The 24,659-nt window shown below is 58.7% G+C and carries 23 protein-coding genes and 1 tRNA gene; 19 read left to right on the top strand and 5 right to left on the bottom strand.

Translation table 11 applies throughout. The features are described from left to right. Positions 1-95: 95 nt before the first annotated feature. Entirely contained in the window at positions 96-1,796 is a 1,701-nt protein-coding gene (locus QBL02_RS00415; protein WP_282724373.1) for an amidase, read from the top strand. Here QBL02_RS00415 and QBL02_RS00410 read toward each other — a convergent pair. Beyond that, on the bottom strand, positions 1,793-2,308 hold the full coding sequence (locus QBL02_RS00410) for a MarR family transcriptional regulator (RefSeq protein WP_282724369.1): 516 nt from the start codon (positions 2,306-2,308) through the stop codon (positions 1,793-1,795). The genes QBL02_RS00415 and QBL02_RS00410 overlap by 4 nt on opposite strands. 132 nt (positions 2,309-2,440) lie before the next feature. Between QBL02_RS00410 and QBL02_RS00405 the strand changes: the two genes are divergently transcribed. From QBL02_RS00405 to QBL02_RS00375, 7 genes are all read left to right on the top strand, one after another. Next, positions 2,441-2,512: transfer RNA gene (locus QBL02_RS00405), tRNA-Gln, on the top strand. A gap of 158 nt (positions 2,513-2,670) precedes the next feature. Then, positions 2,671-4,092, top strand: coding sequence for a bifunctional UDP-N-acetylglucosamine diphosphorylase/glucosamine-1-phosphate N-acetyltransferase GlmU (gene glmU / locus QBL02_RS00400; RefSeq protein ID WP_282724367.1), 1,422 nt, complete (start codon positions 2,671-2,673; stop codon positions 4,090-4,092). 4 nt (positions 4,093-4,096) lie between these two features. Further along, positions 4,097-5,074, top strand: a complete 978-nt coding sequence (locus tag QBL02_RS00395) for a ribose-phosphate diphosphokinase (RefSeq protein WP_282724365.1) — start codon at positions 4,097-4,099, stop codon at positions 5,072-5,074. Between the two features lie 78 nt (positions 5,075-5,152). Continuing rightward, entirely contained in the window at positions 5,153-6,163 is a 1,011-nt protein-coding gene (locus tag QBL02_RS00390) for a hypothetical protein (protein WP_282724363.1), read from the top strand. 183 nt (positions 6,164-6,346) lie between these two features. Beyond that, positions 6,347-7,153 carry an ABC transporter substrate-binding protein gene (locus QBL02_RS00385; protein ID WP_282724362.1) on the top strand — a complete coding sequence of 269 codons (807 nt, stop codon included), beginning with the start codon at positions 6,347-6,349 and terminating at the stop codon, positions 7,151-7,153. A gap of 67 nt (positions 7,154-7,220) precedes the next feature. Beyond that, positions 7,221-7,874 carry an amino acid ABC transporter permease gene (locus QBL02_RS00380; RefSeq protein ID WP_282724361.1) on the top strand — a complete coding sequence of 218 codons (654 nt, stop codon included), beginning with the start codon at positions 7,221-7,223 and terminating at the stop codon, positions 7,872-7,874. 40 nt (positions 7,875-7,914) lie between these two features. Continuing rightward, the gene (locus QBL02_RS00375) at positions 7,915-8,742 is read left to right on the top strand and encodes an amino acid ABC transporter ATP-binding protein (RefSeq protein ID WP_349238630.1); all 828 of its coding nucleotides are present in this window, start codon (positions 7,915-7,917) and stop codon (positions 8,740-8,742) included. A gap of 59 nt (positions 8,743-8,801) precedes the next feature. Here the strand turns inward: QBL02_RS00375 and QBL02_RS00370 are convergent, their stop codons facing one another. Then, positions 8,802-9,779 carry a LysR family transcriptional regulator gene (locus QBL02_RS00370; protein ID WP_282724358.1) on the bottom strand — a complete coding sequence of 326 codons (978 nt, stop codon included), beginning with the start codon at positions 9,777-9,779 and terminating at the stop codon, positions 8,802-8,804. 71 nt (positions 9,780-9,850) lie between these two features. Here QBL02_RS00370 and hisD point away from each other — a divergent pair, with 71 nt between their 5' ends. The 4 genes from hisD (at position 9,851) to mfd (ending at position 16,601) form a co-directional block, all read left to right on the top strand. Further along, on the top strand, positions 9,851-11,167 hold the full coding sequence (gene hisD, locus QBL02_RS00365) for a histidinol dehydrogenase (RefSeq protein ID WP_282724357.1): 1,317 nt from the start codon (positions 9,851-9,853) through the stop codon (positions 11,165-11,167). Between the two features lie 292 nt (positions 11,168-11,459). Next, the gene (locus QBL02_RS00360; RefSeq protein ID WP_282724356.1) at positions 11,460-12,044 is read left to right on the top strand and encodes a 50S ribosomal protein L25/general stress protein Ctc; all 585 of its coding nucleotides are present in this window, start codon (positions 11,460-11,462) and stop codon (positions 12,042-12,044) included. Between the two features lie 226 nt (positions 12,045-12,270). Continuing rightward, positions 12,271-12,858 carry an aminoacyl-tRNA hydrolase gene (gene pth, locus QBL02_RS00355; RefSeq protein WP_282724355.1) on the top strand — a complete coding sequence of 196 codons (588 nt, stop codon included), beginning with the start codon at positions 12,271-12,273 and terminating at the stop codon, positions 12,856-12,858. Continuing rightward, positions 12,855-16,601, top strand: coding sequence for a transcription-repair coupling factor (gene mfd / locus QBL02_RS00350; RefSeq protein ID WP_282724354.1), 3,747 nt, complete (start codon positions 12,855-12,857; stop codon positions 16,599-16,601). The genes pth and mfd overlap by 4 nt, the downstream gene beginning before the upstream one ends. Positions 16,602-16,730: 129 nt before the next feature. Here the strand turns inward: mfd and QBL02_RS00345 are convergent, their stop codons facing one another. Next, complete coding sequence (locus QBL02_RS00345; protein ID WP_282724352.1) at positions 16,731-17,222, bottom strand: hypothetical protein; 492 nt, start codon at positions 17,220-17,222, stop codon at positions 16,731-16,733. A gap of 37 nt (positions 17,223-17,259) precedes the next feature. Between QBL02_RS00345 and QBL02_RS00340 the strand changes: the two genes are divergently transcribed. Beyond that, entirely contained in the window at positions 17,260-18,006 is a 747-nt protein-coding gene (locus QBL02_RS00340) for a MazG nucleotide pyrophosphohydrolase domain-containing protein (protein ID WP_282724351.1), read from the top strand. Between the two features lie 116 nt (positions 18,007-18,122). Continuing rightward, positions 18,123-19,427 (top strand): histidine--tRNA ligase, encoded by a 1,305-nt coding sequence (gene hisS / locus QBL02_RS00335; protein ID WP_282724349.1) that lies wholly within the window; start codon positions 18,123-18,125, stop codon positions 19,425-19,427. Between the two features lie 43 nt (positions 19,428-19,470). On the opposite strand, the gene QBL02_RS00330 is transcribed toward hisS, so the two are convergent. Then, a complete protein-coding gene (locus QBL02_RS00330; protein WP_282724346.1) occupies positions 19,471-19,722 on the bottom strand; it encodes a hypothetical protein in 252 nt (83 codons plus the stop codon). On the opposite strand from QBL02_RS00330, the gene QBL02_RS00325 reads away from it, so the two are divergent. The 5 genes from QBL02_RS00325 to QBL02_RS00305 all read left to right on the top strand — a co-directional run bounded on the left by QBL02_RS00325 (position 19,721) and on the right by QBL02_RS00305 (position 24,068). After that, positions 19,721-20,149 carry a VOC family protein gene (locus QBL02_RS00325; protein ID WP_282724345.1) on the top strand — a complete coding sequence of 143 codons (429 nt, stop codon included), beginning with the start codon at positions 19,721-19,723 and terminating at the stop codon, positions 20,147-20,149. The two genes, QBL02_RS00330 and QBL02_RS00325, sit on opposite strands and share 2 nt — an antisense overlap. Positions 20,150-20,269: 120 nt before the next feature. Beyond that, positions 20,270-21,550: a phosphopyruvate hydratase gene (gene eno / locus QBL02_RS00320; RefSeq protein ID WP_282724344.1), complete on the top strand. Its 1,281-nt coding sequence runs from the start codon at positions 20,270-20,272 to the stop codon at positions 21,548-21,550. A gap of 37 nt (positions 21,551-21,587) precedes the next feature. Beyond that, positions 21,588-22,046 (top strand): septum formation initiator family protein, encoded by a 459-nt coding sequence (locus QBL02_RS00315; RefSeq protein WP_282724343.1) that lies wholly within the window; start codon positions 21,588-21,590, stop codon positions 22,044-22,046. After that, positions 22,046-22,534 carry a DUF501 domain-containing protein gene (locus QBL02_RS00310; protein WP_282724342.1) on the top strand — a complete coding sequence of 163 codons (489 nt, stop codon included), beginning with the start codon at positions 22,046-22,048 and terminating at the stop codon, positions 22,532-22,534. Before QBL02_RS00315 ends, QBL02_RS00310 begins: the two co-directional genes overlap by 1 nt. A 205-nt stretch (positions 22,535-22,739) precedes the next feature. After that, on the top strand, positions 22,740-24,068 hold the full coding sequence (locus tag QBL02_RS00305; RefSeq protein ID WP_282724340.1) for an FAD-dependent oxidoreductase: 1,329 nt from the start codon (positions 22,740-22,742) through the stop codon (positions 24,066-24,068). 93 nt (positions 24,069-24,161) lie between these two features. Here the strand turns inward: QBL02_RS00305 and QBL02_RS00300 are convergent, their stop codons facing one another. Then, positions 24,162-24,656 carry a MarR family transcriptional regulator gene (locus tag QBL02_RS00300; RefSeq protein ID WP_282724339.1) on the bottom strand — a complete coding sequence of 165 codons (495 nt, stop codon included), beginning with the start codon at positions 24,654-24,656 and terminating at the stop codon, positions 24,162-24,164. Between the last annotated feature and the right edge of the window lie 3 nt (positions 24,657-24,659).

Below are 24,659 nucleotides of genomic sequence, written 5' to 3'. Positions count from 1 at the left end.
GACGCCGCTTTGCCCAGCAAGGCGGCCTCAAATGTTTGTGCCGCCAAGCTCTTCTTGTGAAGCTTTTCTAGCCGTGTGAACGCTAGGCTGGCACCATGAGCACCGAAGCTTTTGACCCAATTGAAGCCAGCATCGCTGAAACTCTCGGCGCGCTCGAGGCCGGGCAGATCACCGCCGTCGAGCTAGTTGAGTGGTGTTATGACCGGGCCAGCAAGATCGATCAGGCCGGCCCGAAGCTGAACGCAATAGTCGTGCCAAACCCCAACGCGCTTGCTGAAGCCCAAGCAAGTGACGCCCGCAGAGCTGCTGGACAGGCTGGCCCGCTTGAGGGTGTGCCGTTCACCGTCAAAGACTCGTATATGGTTCGCGGCCTCACTGTCGCTTCGGGATCACCAGCCTTTAAAGATCTGATTGCACAGTGGGATGCGTTTAGCGTGGAAAAGCTGCGCGAAGCAGGCGCCGTGCTCATCGGCAAAACCAATATGCCGCCTATGGCAGACGGCGGTATGCAGCGCGGCGTATATGGCCGTGCAGAGAGCCCCTACAACCCCGCCTATCTTGCCGCGGCTTACGCTTCGGGTTCCTCGAATGGTTCAGGCGTCGCTACGGCGAGCAGCTTGGGCGTCTTCGGAATGGGTGAAGAAACCGTGTCGAGTGGTCGTAGCCCAGCCTCGAACAACGGCCTCTGCGCCTATACGCCAAGCTGGGGAGTGCTGAGCATTCGAGGCAACTGGCCACTCTTTCCTGCCCGCGACGTAGTGGTTCCGCACACTCGCTCAATGCCCGACATGCTGCGCCTGCTTGATGTGCTGGTACAGGACGATCCGATCACGCGAGGCGATTTCTGGCGGAATCAGTCAATCGTGTCGCTGCCAAAACCAAGCGACCACCGGCCGGCCTCATATTTGCAGCTCGAAGAAAACGCTTCTCTGGCAGGCAAACGCTTTGCGGTGCCTCGCATGTACCTCGGTAAGGATCCCGCGTTTCCGATCAAGGTACGCCCCTCGGTGCTTGAGCTCTGGCGCTCCGCAGTCGAACGCATTGAATCGCTTGGCGCGGAAGTTATCGAAACTGACTTCCCTCTGATTGAGCAATACGAGGGGGATCGGCCCGGCCAAGAGAACGTGGCGGCGCTCGGTGTACTGCCAGAGGGTTGGATGGATACCGAATTTACAGATTTTCTCGCCTTCGGTTGGGACGATTTTTTGCGAGCCAACTTTGAACGACGGGACGAGGATCTTCCAGCGCCGAGCTACGCTTCGCTTGCCGAAGTTGATCCAGACCAAATCTTCCCAACGCCGCCGGGAACGCTGCCAGATCGCTACGAGGAAGTTGAAGACTACCCGAACCGCTACCGCGCCACAGTCGCCTACGCTGCGAAGGGTATTCCAGACCCGCGCCTACGCAGCGACTTCGCTGCGGGCCTCAACGCACTGGTGAAGTTGCGCCACGATCTTTTTGAAAGCTGGCTCGATACTCAGGCTTTCGACGGCGTAATCTTCCCGGCAAACGGAGACGTAGGTGCTGAAAACGCCGAGCGCGATCAGGTCGCTGCAGACCAAGCCTGGTCGAATGGTGTGTTTTTCTCGAATGGAAACTACGCTTTGCGGCACCTTGGAATTCCGACCGTGACGGTCGCAATGGGGGTCATGTCTGACATCGGTATGCCAGTGGGGCTCACTATTGCTGGGCGTGCGTACGACGATGCTGCCCTGCTCGGGTACGCCACCGCGTTTGAGGCCGGCGCAGAAGGAGAAACGGGCTCGTTGCGGCCGGTGCCGAAACTCCGCGCCTAGTCTTCTTCGATCGGGCTGAAGCGGTCTACGCTGAGCGCGAGTTTGCGCAGCAGCGCTGCAAGACGCTCGCGCTCAACACGGGGCATTCCACCGATGAGCCGCTCTTCGGCGTCGGCGAGTCGGGTCATCGCTGCATCAACGAGTGTCTGCCCTTGCTCGGTCATTTCGACGAGCACTCCGCGACCGTCATTTGGGTCGGTGAGCCGGCGAACCAGGTCGCGATCAACCATGCGGTCGATGCGATTGGTCATCGTGCCGCTTGACACCATGGTTTGCTGCACCAGAATCTTTGGGCTGAGCCGATAGGGCGATCCGTTTCGCCGAAGCACTGCGAGTACATCAAACTCCCAAGCCGCAAGGCCGCTGCGCTCGAACGCATGAACGCGCGCGCGATCGAGGTGCTTGGTGATGCGGGTCATTCTCGAAAAGACCGCGAGGGGCGCGATATCTAGGTCAGGGCGGGCAGCAGCCCACTCGGCCAGGATGCGGTCGACCTCGTCTTGTTCATTCACACACCTATTATCTCGGGTCAAATTGTGTTCAAGATGTAAGCAGAATCGCCATCTTTTTCAAAGCAATTCGCGAAGCGGTCAACGACACGAATAATTTCTGCCACAATGGAACGGTGCCGCGCTGCGGCATGGTCCGCCTTGGTGTAATGGCAGCACGACAGCCTTTGGAGCTGTTAGGTCCAGGTTCGAGTCCTGGGGGCGGAGCGATAAAACAAAGCACAGCTTTGTTTTATCGCTCCGAGATGCGCTCACCAGCGCATCGAATATGCAGTGAAACGTAGTTTCTCGGTGTGTTGGGAGTGTGAACGAAGCACAGCTTTGTCTTATCGCTCCGTGATGCGAAGGATCTTGAAGGAAACTCGATGACTCAGAAGCTCGCAGTTGTGATTCTCGCAGCGGGTCAGGGCACCCGCATGAAGTCGACGACGCCGAAGGTGCTGCACCGTATCGGCGGCAAGGCTCTGATTTCTCACGTGCTTGACACTGCAGCTGGCCTGCAGCCTGAGACCGTGATCGCAGTCGTTCGTCACGAGCGTGAGCGTGTTGCCCAGGCCATTCTTGACCACGCGCCGCACACTGTCATTGTTGATCAGGACGAGGTGCCGGGTACTGGTCGTGCGGTCGAGCAGGCTATTGCGGCATTGCCGGCTGACTTTGATGGCTCGATTGTGGTGCTCAGCGGCGATGCTCCACTGATTGATGTGCCAACTCTTGAGCGTCTGGTTGCCGGACACGTCGAGGGTCAGCGCGGTATGACGCTGCTTTCTGCAATCTTTGATAATCCCACTGGGCTTGGTCGTATTTTGCGTGAGTCTTCCGGTGCGATGGTCGGCATTGTCGAAGAAAAAGACGCGAGCGATGCGCAGCGTAAGATCACCGAGATCAACGGCGGCATTTATGTCTTCGCAAAGGCTGCCCTGAGCCGCGCGCTCGACGAAATCGACACCAACAACGCGCAGGCCGAAAAGTATCTCACTGATGCTGCCGCGCGTATTCTCGCCGTTGGTGGAATCGTTGACGCAGTGGCGACCGACGACCCTTGGCTTATTGCAGGTGTCAACGATCGCACTCAGCTTGCTGAGGCTGGTCGTGAACTGAACCACCGAATTGTGCTTGCACACCAGCGTGCCGGTGTCACGATCGTTGACCCGAGCAGCACCTGGATCGATGCTGATGTCAGCATCGAGTCTGATGTCGAGATTCTTCCTGGCACGTACCTGCGCGGTGCCACCTCGATTGCGACTGGCGCGATTGTCGGCCCAGACACCACTCTGGTCGACTGCGAGGTTGGCGAGAACGCGCACATTCGCCGTAGCGAAGCCACGCTTGCGGTGTTTGGCGCTGGTGCCGAGGTTGGTCCATTTAGCTTTATTCGTCCGGGTACTGAGCTTGGTGCCGCCGGCAAGATTGGCGCTTTCGTTGAGGCGAAGAACGCAAAGATCGGCGATTCGAGCAAGGTTCCTCATCTGAGCTATGTTGGCGATGTCACGATCGGCGAGGGCAGCAATATTGGTGCCGGCACGATTGTCGCCAACTATGACGGTGTGAACAAGCACCACAGCACGGTCGGCGATGCGGTGCGCATTGGCTCGAAGAATGTGCTGATTTCTCCGGTTACCATTGAAGACGGCGCGTACACCGCGGCCGGAACAGTGGTTCGAAAAGATGTTCCTTCAGGATCGCTTGCGATGAACGTCGCGCCACAGCGTAACCTGGAGGGGTGGGTGGCCGAAAACCGGCCTGGAACAAGCAGTGCACAAGCTGCAGAACAGGGCAGAGAATAGCGACATGAGCGCGATCGAAATGGCAGGCCAGAAGAAACTGGTACTGATCACAGGCCGGGCCTATCCGGCCCTTGCCGAGCGAGTAGCCGAAGAACTGGGTGCTGAGTTGGTGCCCACTGATGCTCGTACCTTCGCCAATGGCGAGCTCTATGCCCGTTTTGATGAGAGTGTTCGTGGTTGCGACGCCTTCGTGATTCAGAGCCACACGCACCCAATCAATGAGTGGCTGATGGAACAGCTGATCATGGTTGACGCGTTGAAGCGTGCCTCGGCTAAGCGCATCACTGTCGTTGCGCCGTTCTACCCATATTCACGCCAAGACAAGAAGGGCCGTGGCCGCGAGCCAATCTCGGCTCGTCTGGTTGCAGACTTGTTCAAGGCTGCTGGTGCTGACCGCATCATGTCGGTTGACCTGCACGCATCGCAGATCCAGGGCTTCTTCGACGGCCCCGTTGATCACCTTTTCGCTATGCCTGTGCTGCTTGAGCACTTCAAGAAAACCATTGACCGTGACGATCTCTGTGTCGTCTCACCAGACATGGGCCGCGTTCGCGTGGCGGACGTCTGGAGTGACAAGTTGGGCGCGCCACTGGCGATTATTCATAAGCGGCGCGATCCGCTTGTTCCAAACCAGGTGTCAGTTCATGACATCGTTGGTGACGTGAAAGATAAGTGGTGTGTTGTTGTCGATGACATGATCGACACCGGCGGCACTATTGCCAAGGCAGCTGAGGCGCTGAAGAAGAATGGCGCTCGCGGCGTCACTATTGCGTGCACGCACGCAATCTTCTCGGGTCGTGCAACTGAGTACCTTTCGCAGGATTTCATCGACCAGGTTGTTGTCACCGACACTTTGCCGATTACCCCAGAGAAGCAGTTCGAGAAGTTGACTGTGCTGTCAATTGCTCCGTTGCTCGCTCAGGCGATTCACGAGGTGTTCGAAGATGGTTCGGTCACCAGCATGTTTGAGGGCGCTGCGTAAGCATTGCTTTATCGTGTAGCCGTCCTCGGGGCGGCTACACGTGTTTTAGGGGTATTGGGCGACAGGAAGCTTGAGCACATGACTCGCGAAATCAGAGTGGCAATTGCGGGTGCTGGCGGTGTCGGCAGAGCGCTTGCTAACACGCTATTGCGGCGACGTGCCGAGTATCGTGATCGTCTGGGCATAGATGTGCTCATTGCGGGCTTTTGTTCGAGCTCTGCCGGTCTTGCTGATCCGCGTGGCATCGCTCAAGATGCTCTGTTCGATCGTGCTGTGTGGCGGCAGGGTCTCACGGGCGCCGCATGGCTCGATGAGGTGCAGGCAGACGTGCTTTTTGAGGCGGGCCCGAGCGACTATGTCTCGGGGCAGCCTGGGCTCGGGTATTTCGAGGGCGCGCTGGATCGCAAGATGCACTGCATTGCGATCGCAAAGGGCGCGCTCGTGTGCGCCGGTGATCGTCTCACTGCGCGCGCTGCCGAGCAGGGTGTGCGTGTGTTCGCGAGTGCAGCGGGCGCTGCGGCGCTGCCGGTGATTGACTTTGTGAGTCACGATTTGGCTGGTGCTGGTGTTGAGCGGGTTGAGGCGGTGCTCACTGGGACTGCGGCGTTTGTGCTTGATGAGATGTGGCGCAACAACCAGAACCTTGAGGATGCGCTTGCTGTTGCGCGTGAACTTGGGATCGCTGAGGCTGATCCAACGTTTGATCTTGACGGTTTTGATACCGCAGCAAAACTTGTGATCATTGCGGGTTTCGCTTTTGGTGAGTGGTTGTCGTTGGCTGATGTGCCGCGGCAGAGCGTGCGCGAGATCACTGAGGCTCAGATGCAGGCTTGGCGATCCAGCGCAGAAAAACCCGCGCTTGTCGGGGTGATTGAGCGTTCAGATAATTCGCTCAGCGCCCGCGTATCATTGCAAGCGTATAAAAAGGATCACCCTTATTCGCGTACCAGTGGCAGCACCAAGGGTGTATTTGTTGTCACGAGGGATCTGGGGGAGTACTCCATTCTTGGAGGCGCTTCTAGCCCCGCTGCTACCGTTGCGGCGGCGCTGAAAGATTTCGAACATTTGGTGCGCGAAATTCAGCGTTGAATCGTCGGGCATGCCGCTAGGTCTGAGAGTGTCTGCTGAGACACCATGACTCATAGCCTTGTTCTATGGCGAATATAGAAGGCAGGCACATTGTGCAATGCTTTCTGCCAGCCGAGACTTGAAAAGGTAGTGTCGGCGACGTTGCAGTCACTCGGTATTGAAACAAGGAAGAGTCACATACTTATGGCTATCAAGAAGAACCTTGCCCTGCTGGCTGCTGTGGCAGCCGGAGCTCTCGCGCTTAGCGCGTGCTCGGCATCGAGCGCTCCAAGCGAAGAATCGGCCGACGGAGCTCGCACCGTCACCATCGTTACCTCGAACGACGCACCATTCTCGTACCTCGACGACTCGACCAACGAACTGACCGGTATCGACGGTGAGATTCTGAACGCGATCGCCGAAGATCTGAACTGGAACGTTGAGGTCATCGTGACCGACTTCGCAACCATGCCACAGACAGTGCTTTCAAAGAAGGCCGACTTCATCGCAGACGGCCTCTACGTAACCGACAAGCGCAAGGAAACACTCGCCTTCTCAGACACCTGGTACTACCAGGGTGAGGGTATGCTCGTGCCAGCAAACTCGACGCTGAAGAACCGCGACGAGGCCAAGGGTATGAATATCGGCGTGATGACCGGCACCACCCACCTCGAAATTGCGCAGAGCCTCAGCGATGACGCCCAGATCAAGCAGTACGACTCGCAGGCGAATCTGCTGCAGGCCGTCGCAAATGGCCAGGTAGACGCTGCGTTTACCGACCAGGCAGTTGTCGCGTGGAGCCTCGTACAGAACCCGAACGACAAGGTAAAGCTCGTTACCCCATACGATCCTTACTTCCCGGGCACCATTGCCGCCGCATTCCGTCAGGATGCCGAAAGCGATGAACTGCGTGAGCAGCTTAACGAAGCGCTCGCAAAGCTGAAGTCGACTCCGAAGTACCTCGAAATCCTTGAGAAGTACGGACTCGGCCAGGACAACGTCGCCGAATAATGTGAGCGAGCAGCAGTGGGGCGTCTTTGGGCGCCTCACTGCTGACTCATTTGAGGAGTAAGAAGCTTTGGAGTTCATCGAAAACGTGATCGGGGTCATCCCGAGTCTGCTCAAGGCGGTGCCGGTTGTCGCCCAGCTCGCCGTTGGTGCGATGCTGCTCGCGCTGGTGCTTGGTTTGCTGGTTGCGCTCGCGCGTCTCTCAAATAGCAAGATCCTGCGCGCAATCGCGACCATCTATGTCGAGATCCTGCGCGGCACCCCGCTGCTGGTGCAGCTGGTCTACATCTACTTTGTGCTTCCGGTTATCGGGATTCAGCTTGAGCCCATCACGGCTGGCATCATCGCGCTTGGCCTGAACTATGCGGCCTATCTGTCGGAGGTCTACCGAACCTCAATTCTCGCGATCGACACCGGTCAGACCGAGGCAGCCCTTTCCCTCGGATACACGCCAACGAAGGCGCTTTGGAAGATTGTGATTCCGCAGTCGTTCAAGGTGGCGCTCGGGCCCATCGGCAACTATTTCATCGCTATGGTGAAAGACACCGCGCTCACCTCGGTGATCGCTGTTTCTGAGATTCTGAAAACCGCAAACACGCTGAACTCGCAGACGTTCCAGACAGTCGAGATTTACACGGCCGCTGCGTTGCTGTACCTCGCGCTATCGTTGCCGCTGTCTCGCCTTGTAATCGTGCTCGAAAGAAAGGTGCGTGCTCGTGCCTAACCCAGTCATCAGTATTCAAGACGTTCACAAGAGCTTTTTGATCGGCGACAAGCCAACTTTCTGGCAGCGTATCTTCGGAAAGAAAGACCAACGCCGCACCCTTGAAGTATTGAAGGGCGTCGACCTTGACGTGATCTCGGGCGAAGTTGTTGTGCTGATTGGTTCGAGCGGTTCGGGAAAATCAACCCTGCTGCGCTGCATCAACAAACTTGAGGTGATCGATTCCGGTCGCATTCTCGTGAACGACCACCTGGTGGGGTACCGAGAACGTGACGGCCGATTGATCGCAGAGTCTGCGGCTTCGACCGCGCGAAAACGCACCGATATCGGCATGGTGTTTCAGCACTTCAATCTTTTTATGAACAAAACCGCGCTCGGTAACGTGATGGCGCCGCTTCGTGACGTGAAAAAGATGTCGAAGAATGATGCTCAAGCGCTCGCCGAACCGGCGCTCAAGATGGTTGGCCTGGCCGACCGTATGGAAAACTACCCCTCACGACTCTCCGGCGGCCAAAAGCAGCGTGTAGCCATTGCGCGCGCACTCGCTATGGAGCCGAATGTGATGCTCTTCGACGAGCCGACGTCGGCGCTCGACCCTGAGCTCGTCGGTGAAGTGCTCGCGGTAATCAAGAAAATCGCCGCGACCGGCACCACCATGATGATCGTGACCCACGAGATGCAGTTCGCTCGTGAAATTGCCGACCGTATCGTAGTGATGGATGGCGGTCAGATTGTCGAGCAGGGTCACCCCGATGAGGTGTTCTCAAACCCGCAACACAGCAAGACTCGCGCACTGCTTCGTCGATCTGGCATTCTGGACACCCCTGAAACCGAGGTCGTCACAGTGCTGCCTGAGGAACTCGACTAGGCATTCCCGTCACAGAGTTTGCCGTTCGCGGTGCAGGCTGAGCGCCCCGACTGACACCACTAGCTTTCGCTGGTGGTGGCTACGGGGCGCTCAGCCGTTGTCGGCAAACGTAATTCCGAAGTGCCAGGCAACTCGGCAGAGTTCGCGCGCTTTTTCAGCAGAGCGCTTACCAGGTCGATCAATTCGATAATTGCGGGGGAGTAGATGCTGTTGCGGCGGCGCACCACGGCAATCGTGTCGTAAAGCGGTTCGGCGAACGGGGCACAGTGCAACTGCTTGGGGAAGTTCTTGCCCTGGGCCGCAGCGCGCGAAATCATTGTGTCGCCGATGCCGCGCGTCACCAGATCGAGAGCGGTTTCAAGATACTCCACCTCAACCAGTGGTTCGAGCCGAAGCCCTCGCTCTTGGGCGCGCTCGCTGAGCTGTCGCCGGGTCGGGTCGTTCCAGCTGTGGCTCGCGTCATAGAGCACGATCGGGTTTGAAGTGATCTGTTCGATGGTGACCGGTGCAGCTACTCGCGCTGGATCGGCCGAAGCCCAAAGCACCTCGTCTTGAATGAGCGGAAACACTTCGAGTTCTTGGTCGGGCACCGGCAGCGCCACGATTCCTGCCTCAAGACGACCATCGCGTACACCTTCGACGACTTCGAAGGAGTTCTGCCCAAAGAGGCGAAGTCGCACGTTGGGGCGCTTGCGATGAAACTGCTCTACCAGATCTGACAGGAAGTAGAAGTTGGCGTTGCGTAGCACGCCGAGCGAAATTGAGCCGCGCTGAATGCCACGCAGTTCGATGAGTGCATCGTCTGCGCGATCTGAAGTGTCGACTATCTGGCGAGCCCAGATCAGCAATTCTTGGCCAGCTGCTGTCAGGTTGAGTTTGCGACCGGCGCGAATGAAGAGTGAAAGTTCGTGATGTTCTTCGAGTTTTCGAATCAGCGCCGAGATGGTCGGTTGTGAAACCCCAAGCATTGTGGCTGCCGCCGTGAACGATCCTTGATCGGCCGCGTATACAAATGCGCGCAGCTGCGTAATTGTCATAGATAAATCCTATGGCATATAGAAGGTACTGGCCCATTGTGCGTGATGAGTGGGCTTCTTAGCATCAGATTATGAAGTTCACGACTCCAATTCTTTCCAAGTACGAAGGCAGCTACACCCGCCTGAAGACACCACTCGACGTTCCCGCAGCGCAGCGCGACCCGAAGGTCGTAGAGACCGTTTCGGCAATGCTGCTCGACATTGAAAAGCGTGGCCTTGACGCCGTGCGCGACTACGCAAAGAAGCTCGACAACTGGGAAGGGGACGACTTCGAAATTTCGGCGAAGACCATTGCCTCAAGCGGTGATCGGATTGACGCAGAGCTGCGCCAGGCGATCGAGCTGGGCGCCGAGCGCACACAGGCATTCGCCCGCCGCCAGCGTGAGGGACACGTCGATTTTGACTTTGAACTCGCTCCTGGCCTGCACACCGGTGTGCGCTATGTTCCGGTGGGGCGCGTCGGTGCGTACATGCCAGCTGGTCGATTCCCGCTCACCGCGAGCGCATTTATGACAGTCGGCGTTGCCAAAGCGGCAGGCGTGCCACACGTCGTAGCGTGCACCCCGCCACAGCCAAACGGTCTCGCAAACGACGCTGTGCTGTACACCGCACACGTCTCGGGCGCAGATCGAGTGTTCTTGCTCGGTGGCGTACAGGCGCTTGCTGCGATGGCCTACGGCCTGATCGACGAACTGCCAGTAGACATGCTCGTTGGCGCAGGCAACGCCTTCGTCGCAGAAGCGAAGCGTCAGCTCTTTGGCCGCGCTGCAATCGATCTCTTGGCCGGCCCATCAGAAGTCGCTGTGATTTCTGACGAGACCGCAGATCCAGAACTCGTAGCTGCTGATCTGCTCGGCCAGGCAGAACACGGACCGAACTCACCCGCAGCCCTCGTTACTACCGATGAGGCGCACGGACGAGCAGTGATGGCCGCCGTTGAACGTCAGCTCGAAACTCTCGCAACCGCTTCAATCTGCGGGCCAGCTTGGCGCGACTATGGTTCAGTCACTGTTGCTGACTCGCGCGAGGTTGCGGTAGCGCTGATGGACGATCTGGCTCCAGAGCACCTCGAAGTGATCACCGCAGACGACAAGTGGTACCACGAGAACCTCACCAACTACGGCTCAGTGTTCCTCGGTGAGTGGAGTACCGTCGCCTACTCTGACAAGGGCATGGCAGGCACGAACCACACCCTGCCAACCGCGGGCGGCGCAAAGCACAGCGCTGGACTCTCGGTCTCGCGCTACCTCAAGCCGCTGACTTACCAGCACATTGAGAAGCAGGCGACGCCACTTTTGGCGCCGGCGACCATCACCATCTCGGCATCCGAGGGTATGGCTGCACACGAGGCGACCGCGCAGATGCGCCTGGATCGTTTCAACGCCTAACAAAAACCGTATTTGGTGCAGATCTGGTTGATCGCCGAGGGGGGTGGGTTGCGAAGCAATTCCACCCCCTTCCGGTTTTTCGCTGCTTCATTGCGAACCGGACTGTCCAATTGTGCGTGGTGCCGTTGAATGGGGTAAACTCTTTTCTTGTACTTCGGCGAGGGGCGCTTGCGCCCGTGATCGACGCGGTGGAGCCTTTAGCGGGCCCTATCTGACGCGCCACACGGCGAGGCAATTCAGACTGGCGGCCCAGGCCGCCCAGATGGGCGCAAGCCCGCTACAGGAGATTATTATGAGCAGCCAGGCATCACCGCTTGTCGCAACCCCACGTGAGGCATTCGGCAAGGGCGTAGCCCGCAAGCTTCGTGCAATCGGCAAGACCCCAGTGGTCGTATACGGCCACGGCGAGGCACCACTGCACCTCTCGGTTGAGACCCACCCACTGGGACTGATCGTTCGTCACGCTAACGCACTGATTGAACTCGACATTGAGGGCAAGAAGCAGCTCGTTCTCGTCAAGGACGTACAGAAGAACCCTGTGCTCCAGATGATCGAGCACGTTGACCTGATCATCGTGAAGAAGGGCGAGACCGTTGAGGTTGAGGTTCCACTCGTAATCGTTGGCACCCCATTCTCGGGCACCAACGCACTGCAGGAGCTCAACACCATCCGCCTGAGCGTTCCAGCAACGAACATCCCAGAGCACGTTGAGGTCAGCATCGAGGGCTTCGAAGCTGGTTCGCGTGTGCTCGCTGGCGATGTCAAGCTTGCAAGCGACGAGACCCTGCTCGACGCAGCAGACCAGCTCGTTGTGCAGGTCGTTGAGCCACGCGGCTCGAAGGCTGACGAAGAGGGCGAAGAGGCAGCAGCCGAGTAAGTCTTCTTACACTTCAAACAAACCCCGCCGAGCGATTGGCGGGGTTTGTTTTCTGTTTAGGCGGCCCTGCTGCACGGGTCGCTGGATCGCCAGGTGGGCGGCAATCGGTACCCTGCTAGCGAAACCGGCGACGAAACAACACTGTTTTGCGGGCATTTGCACTGCAGTGTGGTTCGATAGTTCGGTGGCATTTTTCTGGCGCAAAAAGAAGACGGAGGGCGAGCCCGTGGGCGACGCATGGCTGATTGTTGGTTTGGGAAATCCCGGAGCCAAGTATGAAGCGACCAGACACAATGTTGGACAGATGGCACTCGACGTGCTGGCTGACCGCATCGGCGCCAAATTCACGGCGCACAAAACAAACTCGCGTGTGGCAGAGGGGTTTCTGCGCCCCGGTGGCCCGAAAATGGTGCTTGCAAAGTCAAACGGCTACATGAATACCTCCGGTGGGCCAGTGTCGGCCCTCGCCAAGTATTTCGATGTACCCGCAGAACGAATCATTGTGTTGCACGACGAACTTGACCTTCCCTTTGACTCGCTGAAAGTAAAACAGGGAGGCGGCCATGGAGGGCACAACGGTCTGCGCGATATTGCGAAGGCCCTCGGCACTCCCGACTTCCTGCGTGTGCGGATCGGTATTGGTCGCCCGCCCGGGCAGCAAGACCCTGCCGACTTCGTACTGAAGCCATTTGCGAGCGCCGAGAAAGATACCCTCGCAGTACTTCTTGAAGACGCCGCAGACGCGAGCGAAGCTCTCACTACCGACGGCCTTCTCGCCACCCAACAGCGATTCCACGGACGAGCGACACGATGAGCCTGAACGGACTAGACCAACTACTTACCCGCGCTGACTCGTTCGCCGATGCGCTCGATGCCGCAACAGAGAACGCAGACTTTGCGGTAGCTGAACCACTTCGGCCTGCCCTAATCGCTGGTCTACTGCGGCGACGAATGCAGCAGGGCGAACGCGGTGCGGTGCTGGTGATTGCCGCGACGAGCCGTGAAGCAGAGGCCATGCGATCCTCGCTCGCCTCGCTCGTGCCAGAAGCCGTAACGGCGGAGTTTCCGGCCTGGGAAACCCTGCCACATGAACGGCTGAGCCCGAGCGCCGAAACCGTTGGTCGACGTGCGGCGGCGCTCAGACTGCTTCGTGATTTTGGGCACGAAGACTCTTCGAAACCGCTTGTACTCGTCGCCTCAGTGCGGGCTGCGCTGCAACCAGTTTCGCCACACGCAGCATCCGCCGAGCCGATCGTGTTGAAAGCGGGCGCCGACAGCCTCGGGCTTGAGCAGATTGCGGCAAGGCTCGTGCAAACCGCATATTCGCGGGTCGATATGGTGACCAGGCGTGGTGAGTTCGCGGTGCGCGGCGGCATTCTTGATGTCTTTCCGCCAACGGCTGAGCAAGCCGTACGCGTGGACTTTTTTGGCGATGAAGTAGATCAGATTCGCCGATTTGCGGTGAGCGACCAGCGCAGTGCTGGCGATCCGCTGCCCCTGATTGAACTGTGGCCGGCACGGGAGCTCTTGCTCACTGACGATGTGCGCGCGCGTGCCGAAGAGCTTTTGCCAAAGTATCCGGCGCTCAGCACTCTGCTCGAAAAGATCGCGCAAGGTATCGCGGTCGAGGGTATGGAAAGTCTGCTGCCGCAACTTCTACCCGGCCTGCAGCCGCTCACCGCACTGCTGCCAGAACAGACCGCGGTGATGGTGCTCTCGCCAGAACGAGTGGCCGGTCGCGCTGTGAGCCTCGCCGATACCAACCGGGAGTTCTTGGAGGCAGCCTGGACCGCCGCAACAGCTGGCGCAGACGCACCTGTGCCGACCGACGATCACGGAATGCTCTCCATGCGAGAGCTGAAAGCCGCCGCAGGTCGTCGCCCTTGGCAGACCATCTCCGGTTTCGTGAACGATGCGGGCGAAGAGCTGCCAGGCGCTGAATCGCTTATGGCCGAAGCCGTAGGCGCGGAGACAGCTGCCGCACTTGATGAAGACGAAGCAGAAGACTTCGTCGCAAAACTCTCGCAGGCATCTGGGCAGGTAGTCGTGCGTGGTCGTGCGCTGCCACGACCGACCCCCGGGGCCGACGCCGGGGCCGCTACGATTGAGGCGCTCAAGGCACGAGTGAAGATTGGTTGGCAGATCGTGGTGACCGCTCAGGGCGTCGGCCTTGTTGAGCGTGCTCGCGACGTGCTTGCTGACGCTGGATTTGCTGCTCGAATGGTGGACCAGCTACCGACAGAACTCGAAGACGGCGTGATTTATCTGACGCCCGGTACCGCCTGGCTTGGTTTCGAGAGCGACGAAGCGAAACTGATGCTCGTGAGCGAAGCCGAGTTCTTCGGCCGAACAGTGAGCCAGCACTCTGCGCCAAGCAAACTTGCCAAGCGTCGCGGCAAAAACGTGGTCGATCCACTGCAATTGCAACCAGGCGACTATGTGGTGCATGAGACGCACGGTATCGGTCAGTTCGTTGAATTGACTCAGCGAATGGTGCCCACTGGTGGGCGTGATCCTCGCGGTGGAGCGGCCAAGGCGCTGCGCGAATACTTGGTACTTGAATACGCCTCAACCAAGCGCGGCATGCCTAAGGACAAACTTTACGTGCCAACTGATCAGCTTGATCAACTCTCACGGTACGTTGGTGGCGAAGCACCAGCTCTTTCAAAAATGGGTGGTAGCGACTGGGCAACCGCGAAGAAGAAGGCGCGCAAGGCGGTTCGCGATATTGCCGTTGAGCTAGTGAAGCTCTACTCGGCCCGAGTCGCCTCGAAGGGCCACGCATTTAGCCCAGACACTCCCTGGCAACACGAACTCGAAGAAGCGTTCCCATACGCCGAGACCCGCGACCAGCTCACCACAATCGACGAGATTAAGCGTGACATGGAACGCTCGATTCCGATGGATCGTCTGGTCTCTGGCGATGTTGGCTTTGGTAAGACCGAGGTCGCAGTGCGCGCGGCATTTAAGGCAGTGCAAGACGGCAAGCAGGTAGCCGTTCTGGTGCCGACGACTCTTTTGGTGAAGCAGCATCTCGAAACGTTCCAGGATCGTATGGCTGGATTCCCGGTTCGACTTCGAGCGCTCAGCCGTTTTCAGACCGAGAAAGAGTCTAAGGACACCCTCGACGGCCTCGCAGCTGGCACCGTCGATATCGTAATTGGTACCCACCGACTGCTGACAGATCAGGTGAAGTACAAAGATATTGGCCTCGTCATTATCGATGAGGAGCAGCGTTTTGGTGTCGAACACAAAGATCAGCTCAAGAAGCTGAAAACCAATGTTGACATTCTTGCCATGAGCGCCACCCCGATTCCGCGCACCCTCGAAATGGCGGTCACCGGAATTCGAGAGATGTCGACCCTGGCAACGGCACCCGAGGATCGCCATCCGATTCTTACCTTTGTCGGCCCAAGAAGCGACAAGCAGATCATTGCGGCGGTGCGCCGCGAGCTGCTGCGCGAGGGCCAGGTGTTCTTCGTGCACAACCGCGTACAGTCAATCAACCGTGTTGCCGCGCAAATCGCAGAACTTGTGCCAGAGGCTCGCGTTGCGGTCGCCCACGGAAAGCTGAACGAGCACCAACTCGAACAGGTAGTTGTGGATTTCTGGGAGCGCAAATACGACGTGCTGGTCTCAACCACAATCATTGAGACCGGTCTCGATATTGCTAACGCCAACACCATCATTATTGATGCGGCCGATAAGTACGGTCTGAGTCAGCTGCACCAGTTGCGCGGTCGTGTTGGCCGCAGCCGTGAGCGCGCCTACGCGTACTTCTTGTACGACCCTGACAAGCCGCTCACTGAGCACGCACACGAACGCCTCGACACCATCGCTGCCAATAACGAACTCGGTTCGGGCATGCAAGTGGCTCTGAAAGACCTCGAGCTGCGTGGCGCGGGCAATCTGCTTGGTGGCGAACAGTCGGGCCATATCGCCGGTGTCGGCTTTGACCTCTATCTGCGCATGATCGGCGAAGCCGTCTCGACGTTTAAGGGCGAAGAAGTAGCTGGCACGAACGAGCTCTCGCTTGAACTGCCGCTCGACGCGCACATTCCTGAAGACTATGTCGAGAGTGAGCGACTGCGTCTTGAGGCGTACCAAAAGTTCTCGGCCGCATCCCACCCGCAAGCTCCCGAAGATCATGTTGCCCTTGTGCTCGAGGAACTCACCGATCGCTATGGTGAGCCGCCGCTTGAGGTGCAGCGTCTCGCCGCGATTTCGAGCCTGCGTAGGCGAGCCTCGCTGCTTGGCCTCTCGAAGGTGGTCGCGAGTGGAAATACCCTGCGAATTGAACCGGTTGTGCTGCCTGGTTCACGTCAGATGCGCATGAATCGCCTGTACCGTGGCGCACGTTATACCGAAGCGACCAAGTCGCTGCAGATTCCGTTGCCTGAAAGCGGACCGACCTCGCGCAGCCCTCTCTCAGGAGTGGGTCGTGGCGGAGCGGCACCATTTGACGGCGACATCATTGCCTGGGCGGGTGCGGTATTCACCGCGCTGCTTGAGCCAGAACCGGTTGCCGGTCAGACGCAGCCTGATCCAGCGAAATAAAGCGGGCCTCACTGAGGTTGCGGGCCGTGGCCGTGGGCGGCCCGCTACACCTAGGCAAAGAAAAGGACGAGAACAGTTGATATGTTCTCGTCCTTTTGCTGTGCGCAGCTAGCTAGCTAGCTAGCCCTGCTAGCCCGCGTTGCAGAGCGACTGCAAGTTCTTAGCGGCATCAGCCAATTGCCCGGACTGCTTAACCAGCGAGGTGACGTAACCTGCCGCACCAAACAGTGAGTCGGGCGCCTGAATATCACCAAAACCCTGGGCTGCCAGACGCACCTCTTCTATCGCGCCGACCACTTCATAATTACTGATCTGGGCTTCGAGCTCGGCGAGCGTGCTGTCGAAGGTTTCAGAAAACAGTTCGATTCTCGGGAGTTTGCCGCTAGCAAGATCGGCGCCAGCCTGATCGATGCCATCACGAATCTGCTGTTCCGCTTCGGCGGTGAGCTGATTGATCTGATCGCCCGAAATCGCGCAGGCCTCTATTACTGACTGCTCGGGTGCCATTGTGGGGGGAGCGAAGCTGAGTTCTGGTTCGGCTGCGCAGGCGGTGACGCTGCATGCGAGCGCGGTGATCGCGAGGATCCCGCCGGCACGCGCGGCGAAAAGCGAGTTGGGCATGAGTCGATGGTAGCCCTCGCAAGATAGGGTTCCCTGTATGGTTACCAGCGAATCAGGTCTGCCAGAGCAACACGGCGTCGAAGCGGCACTTGCCACCGTCAGACGCATGGTGTTTCCCGATGGTTGCGCATGGCATGCAGTGCAAACTCACGAGACCCTGGTGCCGTACCTCATTGAAGAATCGGCAGAGTTTGTTGATGCGATTGAGCGAAATCTTCCGGCAGAGGAGGTTTCGGGTGAACTTGGCGATGTGCTTTACCAGGTGCTTTTTCACGCTGTGCTGGCTGAACGAGACGGCGAGGGCTACGACCTGAACTCGATTGGCCACGCACTCTCAGAAAAGTTGCAGGCCCGGCACCCGCACGTGTTTGGTGACCGAGGCTATCTGAGTGTTGACGAGTTGAACGCTGAATGGGAGCGCTTAAAAGAAGACGCCGCGGGGGAGCGGCGCGGTTCGCGCGGTGCCCTTGAGGGGATTCCCGCTGGAATGCCAACGCTTGCGCGTTCAGCCAAAGTGGTGGAACGTCTGAAACGTGCCCAATTGCTTGACCCCGCGGCTGAGACGGAGGACAAGACGTCTGCTGGATCTGGTGTGGCTGCTGCTGCTGAATCGTCGCCTGAGCCGGTTGCCGGAGCTGTGGCCGATTCGTCGCCCATGCTTGGTGAGCAAGAGCTTGGTGATGCGATCCTCGCGCTAATTATGCAAGCAAACGCGGCGGGGCTCGACCCAGACCGCGCGCTGCGTCTGGCCACCAACCGGCTTGCTGATCGGCTCGACCCCTAGCCCGGTTATTGGAATTTCCAATAACCGGTGAGTGGGCTGCTCCGCCACCTTCGCGGCTCGAACTTCTTTGTACCGGGTCGTAAGAACTTGCCAACAGATGGAAGAATGGAAGCACTATGGCTAATCCGGTAAATCCACCGCGCGGAATGCGCGATTTTCTCCCCGCTGACAAGGCTCGCCGCGAACACGCGCTGGGCATCATCAAGGGTGTCTATCGTTCGCACGGTTTCGACGAGATCGAGACCCCAGTTGTCGAAGATTATTCGCGACTGCATGCCGGTTTGGGTGGCGACAACGAGAAGCTTTCGTTCTCGATTTTAAAGCGGGGGATCAGCGCTGACGCGCTCGCCGCAGCCGCCGAGAGCGGAAACGCGGAGCAACTCGCCGATCTAGGCTTGCGCTTCGACCTCACGGTTCCGCTCACTCGTTTTTATGCCAGCCACCGGGCAGAATTGCCGCCGGTGTTCCGTTCGCTGCAGATCGGACCGGTCTGGCGTGCAGAGCGCCCACAGAAGGGGCGCTACCGTCAGTTTGTGCAGGCCGATATCGACATTATTGGCGAGTCGGGGTTGCTGGCTGAAATTGAATTGATCACCGCGACCTCGCAGGCGCTTGCGGCACTTGGGCTTGAGGATTGCGTCATTCGTGTGAATGATCGTCGAGTGCTTTTTGGGCTGCTTGCTGCTTGTGGCTTTGACGCTGCGGTGCACGAGCGCGCGCTTATCACCATCGACAAGCTCGACAAGATCGGTGCCTCGGGTGTGGTCGAGGAGCTGCGCGGAATCGACGCGAGCGCCGCCGAGAAGGTCGGCGAGGTACTTGCCTCGGTTGAGCCGTTGCTGCAAGACGGCATCGAGCTCACCGGTAATGCCATTTCCTCCTCGGTTATTGGAATTTCCAATAACGAGCTGGCCGCGGCAGGAATTGCGAGCCTTGCTGAACTTGGTGCGGCACTTCATGGCTCATTGCCTCAGGGCGTCACCGTGCAATTTGATCCAACGCTTGTGCGAGGCATGGGGTACTACACCGGCACCATCTTTGAAATCGCGCACCCCGGGTCGGGCAGCTCGGTTGGCGGTGGCGGCCGCTACGACGGGATGGTCGGAAGGTTCCTCGGCCAAGATGTGCCTGCGGTCGGTTTCTCGATCGGCTTCGAGCGTGTGGTTGACCTGATTGAATTGCCAGCGGGCGAGGGGCCAGAAGCTGTCGCGCTGGTTTTCGATCGCGATGCTGAGGCCAACGATCTGACCGCCCTCAAGAACGAGCTGGTTGCTCGCGGGCATCGGGTTCGTCTTGAGCGCCGCCAGAAGAACATGAAGGCGCTGCTCGATCGGGTTTCGGCAGAGGGTTTCACCAGTTTCGCGAACGTTGCTGCTGGTGTGCGCGACGTCGACAAGCTTGAGCTGCGCTCGCTGAGCTAGCCGCTTTTTCGCTCACTGGATACGTTGTTGCCCAGTGGATACCTTAGGGAGTTTTCCCGCGTATCCACTGGGCAGTTTCGTATCCACTCGGCGCTTTCACGCCACTGGCGTTTGTGTTTGAAAGCAGGCACGTTGGATCGCCCGCACCCAAAGAGCTGAGCGATTGCTGCATGATCGCACCAAGTTCAGTGAACAAGCATTGACCAGAAATGTTGTAGATGTCAGGCTGAAAAAGCGGCCCCGGCAGCATGTCGGTTCCGTAAGGCAACGTCAGCCAGAGAAGGGCATCCGCCATGAGCACCATGATTTTCGTCAACCTTCCCACCGATGATCTTGAGCGCGCAAAGGCGTTTTACACGGCTCTCGGCTGTGAGATTAATCCGCTTTTCACTGACGAAAACGCGGCCTCAATCGTCTGGAACGAGCAAATCTATTTCATGATCTTGACCAGGTCATTCTTCGCAACCTTTACCGATAAGAAGGTTGCAAACACGCGTGAAACCGCTGCGGCAATTATTGCCTTCACCAGGGATTCTCGTGAAGAAGTCGATCAGGTGCTAGCGCTCGGTATCGCAGCCGGCGGTGCAGAACCAAGACCCGCGCAGGATCACGGATTTATGTATTCGCGTACCCTCGAAGATCCAGATGGCAACATCCTTGAATTTCTGTTCATGGAGCCTGCTGCGGCCGAGCAAGGGCCGGATGCATACACCGAATCGTAAACAGACCGACGCCCTGGAGAGGCGCAGCTATTCATGAGCTGTGCAGCTCCGGGGCGCGCACAGCTGCCAAGCCCGGCTAAACTGTTTCTGTTCCCACTCCCTGAACCCTAGGAGCGCACGTTGGCATTTGTAGACGCAGTGATTGCACGCGAAATTCTTGATTCGCGGGGCAACCCCACAGTCGAGGTAGAGGTTGGACTGACAGACGGCTCGGTTGGCCGCGCAGCTGTTCCCTCGGGAGCTTCGACCGGTGCGTTCGAGGCTTACGAGCTCCGTGATGGCGACAAGGACCGCTACCTTGGCAAAGGCGTGCTGAAGGCCGTCGACGCTGTGTTCGACGACCTTGGCCCTGCAATCGATGACTTCTCGGCTGACGATCAGCGCCTGATCGACTCCGCGCTGATGGCAGTTGACGGCACCGAAAACAAGTCGCGCGTCGGCGCAAACGCAATTCTTGGTGTCAGCCTCGCAGTTGCTCACGCTGCAGCCTCAAGCGCAGGCCTGCCTCTGTACCGCTACCTCGGTGGCCCAACGGCTTGCACCCTGCCAGTGCCGATGATGAACATCATCAACGGTGGCGCACACGCTGATACCGGTGTTGACATTCAGGAGTTCATGGCTGTGCCACTTGGCGCAGAGAGCTTCAGCGAGGGTCTGCGTTGGGGCGTTGAGGTGTACCACTCGCTCAAGGCGCTGCTGAAGGAAAAGGGCCTCACCACGGCTCTTGGCGATGAGGGCGGCTTCGCCCCAGACCTGCCGAGCAACGCAGATGCACTTGACCTGATCGTTGAGGCAATTAAGCGCGCCGGTTTCGAACCAGGCACCGACATTGCCCTCGCGCTCGATGTTGCTTCAACCGAGTTCTTCGAAAATGGCGTGTACAACTTCGAAGGCAAGCAGCGCACCGCGGCAGAGATGTCGGCATACTATGCAGACCTCGCAGATCGCTACCCGCTCGTCTCGATCGAAGATCCACTCGCTGAAGATGATTGGGAGGGTTGGAAGACCCTGACCGATGAGCTCGGAGACCGCTTGCAGCTCGTTGGCGATGACCTCTTCGTGACGAACCCAGCGCGCCTGGCTGACGGCATCGAAAAGGGTACCGCGAATTCGATCCTCGTGAAGGTCAACCAGATCGGCACTCTCACCGAAACCTTCGACGCTGTGCAGATGGCGCAGCGTGCGGGGTACACCGCTGTTATGTCGCACCGTTCGGGCGAGACCGAAGACGTCACCATCGCTGACCTCGCGGTTGCAACCGACTGTGGCCAGATCAAGACCGGTGCTCCTGCTCGTTCGGACCGTGTCGCAAAGTACAATCAGCTGCTTCGTATCGAAGAAGAGCTCGGTGACGCAGCACGTTACGCCGGTCGCAGCGCTTTCCCGCGCTTCAACGGCTAATTTAGCCCTGCAAAACTAGACACTAGGAACGATCAGCGTGGCGAAGCGACGGGTGAACGAGGAGCTTGGGGACTGGTTCTCAAGCCTTCGCTTCAGCGGCTTCACCGCGCTGATCGTTGCTCTTGTGGTGGTCGGCGGTCTGATCATTAGTCCAACGCTGAGCACCTATATTCAGCAGCAGCGCGAACTCTCCGAATTGCGTGAGAGCGTTCGCCTGCAAAATGAACAGGTAACGAAGGCAGACGAAGAGCGAGCCAAGTGGCTCGATCCGACGTATGTGCGCTCACAAGCGCGCGGCCGCCTGTTCTATGTGATGCCCGGCGAAATTCAGCTGAGCGTAATCGATGACGTCGTGATTCCTCCAGAGTCAGACGAAAAGACAAACGAGAAGCTCACCGCATCAGAAAGTAATTGGGCCCGCAGTCTCGCCGTTTCGACGTTGACTGCCGGCACCACAAACGCGAGCCCAGAAGAACTGGGCGGAGAGACCAAATAATGCCAAGACCTCCGTATGAGACCCCCACCGAAGCAGATATCGCTGCGGTGAGCGAGCAACTCGGCCGTGAGGCCAGGGGAGTGATTGGCATTGCAGCGCGCGCCTCCGACGGGTCGCCAGCTGTGGTTGCCACCGCGCCGCGGCTGCCAGACGGCAGCCCTTTTCCAACTTTCTACTACCTCTGCCATCCAGAGGCGGTAGCTGCTGCATCTCGCCTCGAAGCTGTCGGCATGATGGTTGAGTTCAATGAGATGCTTGCCGAAGATGAAGAAATGCGTGCCCAGTATGAGCGCGCACATCTTGAGTACATCGCCGATCGTGACAGCGTCGGCGAGGTGCCTGAGGTTGCAGGTATTAGCGCCGGCGGCATGCCTACTCGCGTGAAATGCTTGCACGCGCTGCTCGGTCACGCACTCGCTGCGGGCCCCGGTGTGAACCCGATTGGTGACCTGGTCATTGAGCGCAGCGGGTGGGACGCCCGCGCTTAGTGGGCGTTGCCCGGCCCCGGCCAGCAGCAGGGTGATCGTTTAATTCGGTTACGAGTGGATCTCGCCGAAGAATCTTCCGTTTCCGCCCCGTGGTCCGCTGCGAGCGTACTAGGATAATAAGCGGTCGGGCTGTAGAGCTCGGTTTTTTGTGCGCCCGGAACATGGCCGGGCGCGTTGCTCATTCGCTCTCTAAGGAGACTGCTTCGTGGCGAAGAAGATTCTGATCGTCGGCGGCGGCTACGCCGGGTTCTACACCGCATGGAAGCTCGAGAAGCTGCTCCGTGCCGGTGAAGCAGAGGTCACGATCGTTGACCCGCTTCCATACATGGCTTACCTGCCATTCCTGCCAGAGGTGGCATCGGGCTCGATCGAGCCACGTCACGCGGTTGTTGCGCGTCGTCGCCACCTGAACCGCACCGCAAACATTGCGGGCAAGGTGACCGGCATCTCGCACGCAACTAAGACTGCAACCATCACTCCGAACGAGGGTGCGGCATTCGATTTCGAATACGACCACATCGTTGTGACGACCGGTTCGGTTTCGCGTACCTTCCCAATCGCTGGTATCGCAGACAATGCAATCGGCATGAAGACCATCGAAGAAGCTGTCGCAGTGCGCGACCGTCTGGTCGATAACTTTGAGCGCGCAGCATCGCTGCCTGCTGGTTCGCCAGAGCGCGCGCGTCTGCTCACCGTCACCGTTGTTGGTGGCGGCTTCGCAGGTATTGAGAGCATCAGCGAGCTGCGTTCATTCGCAACTTCACTGCTGCGCCGCTACCCAGAGATCACCTTTGATGAGACGAAGTTCCACCTGATCGAGGCTATGGGCCGCATCATGCCAGAGGTTTCGCTTGAGACTTCACTCTGGGTGATCAAGGATCAGACCCGCCGTGGTGTGAACATTCACCTCGACACGCAGCTTTCGTCTGCAGTCGACGGCAAGATCGAGCTGTCAACCGGCGAGACCTTCGAGAGCGATCTCATCGTCTGGACCGCAGGCGTCATGCCTCGTCCGTTCCTACGCGGAACTGACCTGCCAATCGGCCCGCGCGGTCACGTTGTAGCTCTGCCTACGCTGCGTATCGCGACCGAAGAAGGCGAAGCACTTGAGGGTGCATGGACCGCAGGCGACACCTCGCAGGTTCCTGACATCTCGGCAACTCCTGGCCCAGGCGGCTTCTGCGTTCCAAACGCACAGCACGCTGTTCGCCAGGGTCGCCTGCTCGCGCGTAACATTGCAGCCGACATTCGCGGCGAGGGTGTTGCAGAGTACAACCACAAGAACGCTGGAGCGGTAGCAGGTCTCGGCCTGAACACTGGTGTCTTCCAGTCGGGCAAGTTCGCAATGCGCGGTTACTTCGCATGGCTCGCACACCGTTTCTACCACGGCCTCGCTATCCCAACTTGGGAGCGCAAGTGGCGTGTATTCGGTGGCTGGGTTGGTCACTTCTTCCTGGGCCGTGACGTCGTCAACCTGCCAGAGCTTGAGCGCCCACGCGCCATTTTCGAAGAGTTTGCTTCACGCCCCAAGTAAGGCCTGAAGACACTTCGTGTGAGCACTGTGCCCGCCCCGCTTTTCGCGGGGCGGGCACAGTGCATTTCAGGGGCGTTGGATCGCTTCGCCTGACTACTCGCGAGCGTGCTGCGCAGCGCGATCCAGCGCGACCAAGATGTCGTCGGCGAGATTGAGCCGTTGCAGGTACCCAAAGAGTTCTTGCAGTTCGGCTCGGCTGAACACGTCGAATCGCTCGCGGTAGGCGCGCAGCGCGAGCGAATTGGCCAGCTGCAGGGCTTCCCGTGCCCGTTCGCTGGCCTCTATTAGCACGACGCGACCATCAAGTGTCGAAGGCGTGCAGATGACCAGGTTGTGCCGTCGAAGTTCGGCAATGTGTCTGCTGACAAGGGATTTGTCCATCATGAGCTTTTGAGCAAGCTGGGCCGCGGTGAATTCACCGTGCTGCTGAATGATCTGCAAGATGACGAACCCTGCGCCGGTGAGCGCAGGGTGTACCGAGGCGGCGACCCGATGCAGGCGAGTTCGCTCGACAGCCAGTGTTTGCGAGAGTTCCCGCAAGATTCCGGTGACGAGCGACTCGCTCGCGTCGTGCTGCTCTGAGGTCATGAT

The organism is Leucobacter sp. UT-8R-CII-1-4, assembly GCF_030010235.1.
Classification (GTDB): Bacteria; Actinomycetota; Actinomycetes; order Actinomycetales; family Microbacteriaceae; genus Leucobacter.
Note: the sequence above shows the minus strand (reverse complement) of the source record. Positions and strands in the feature narration are given on the sequence as shown.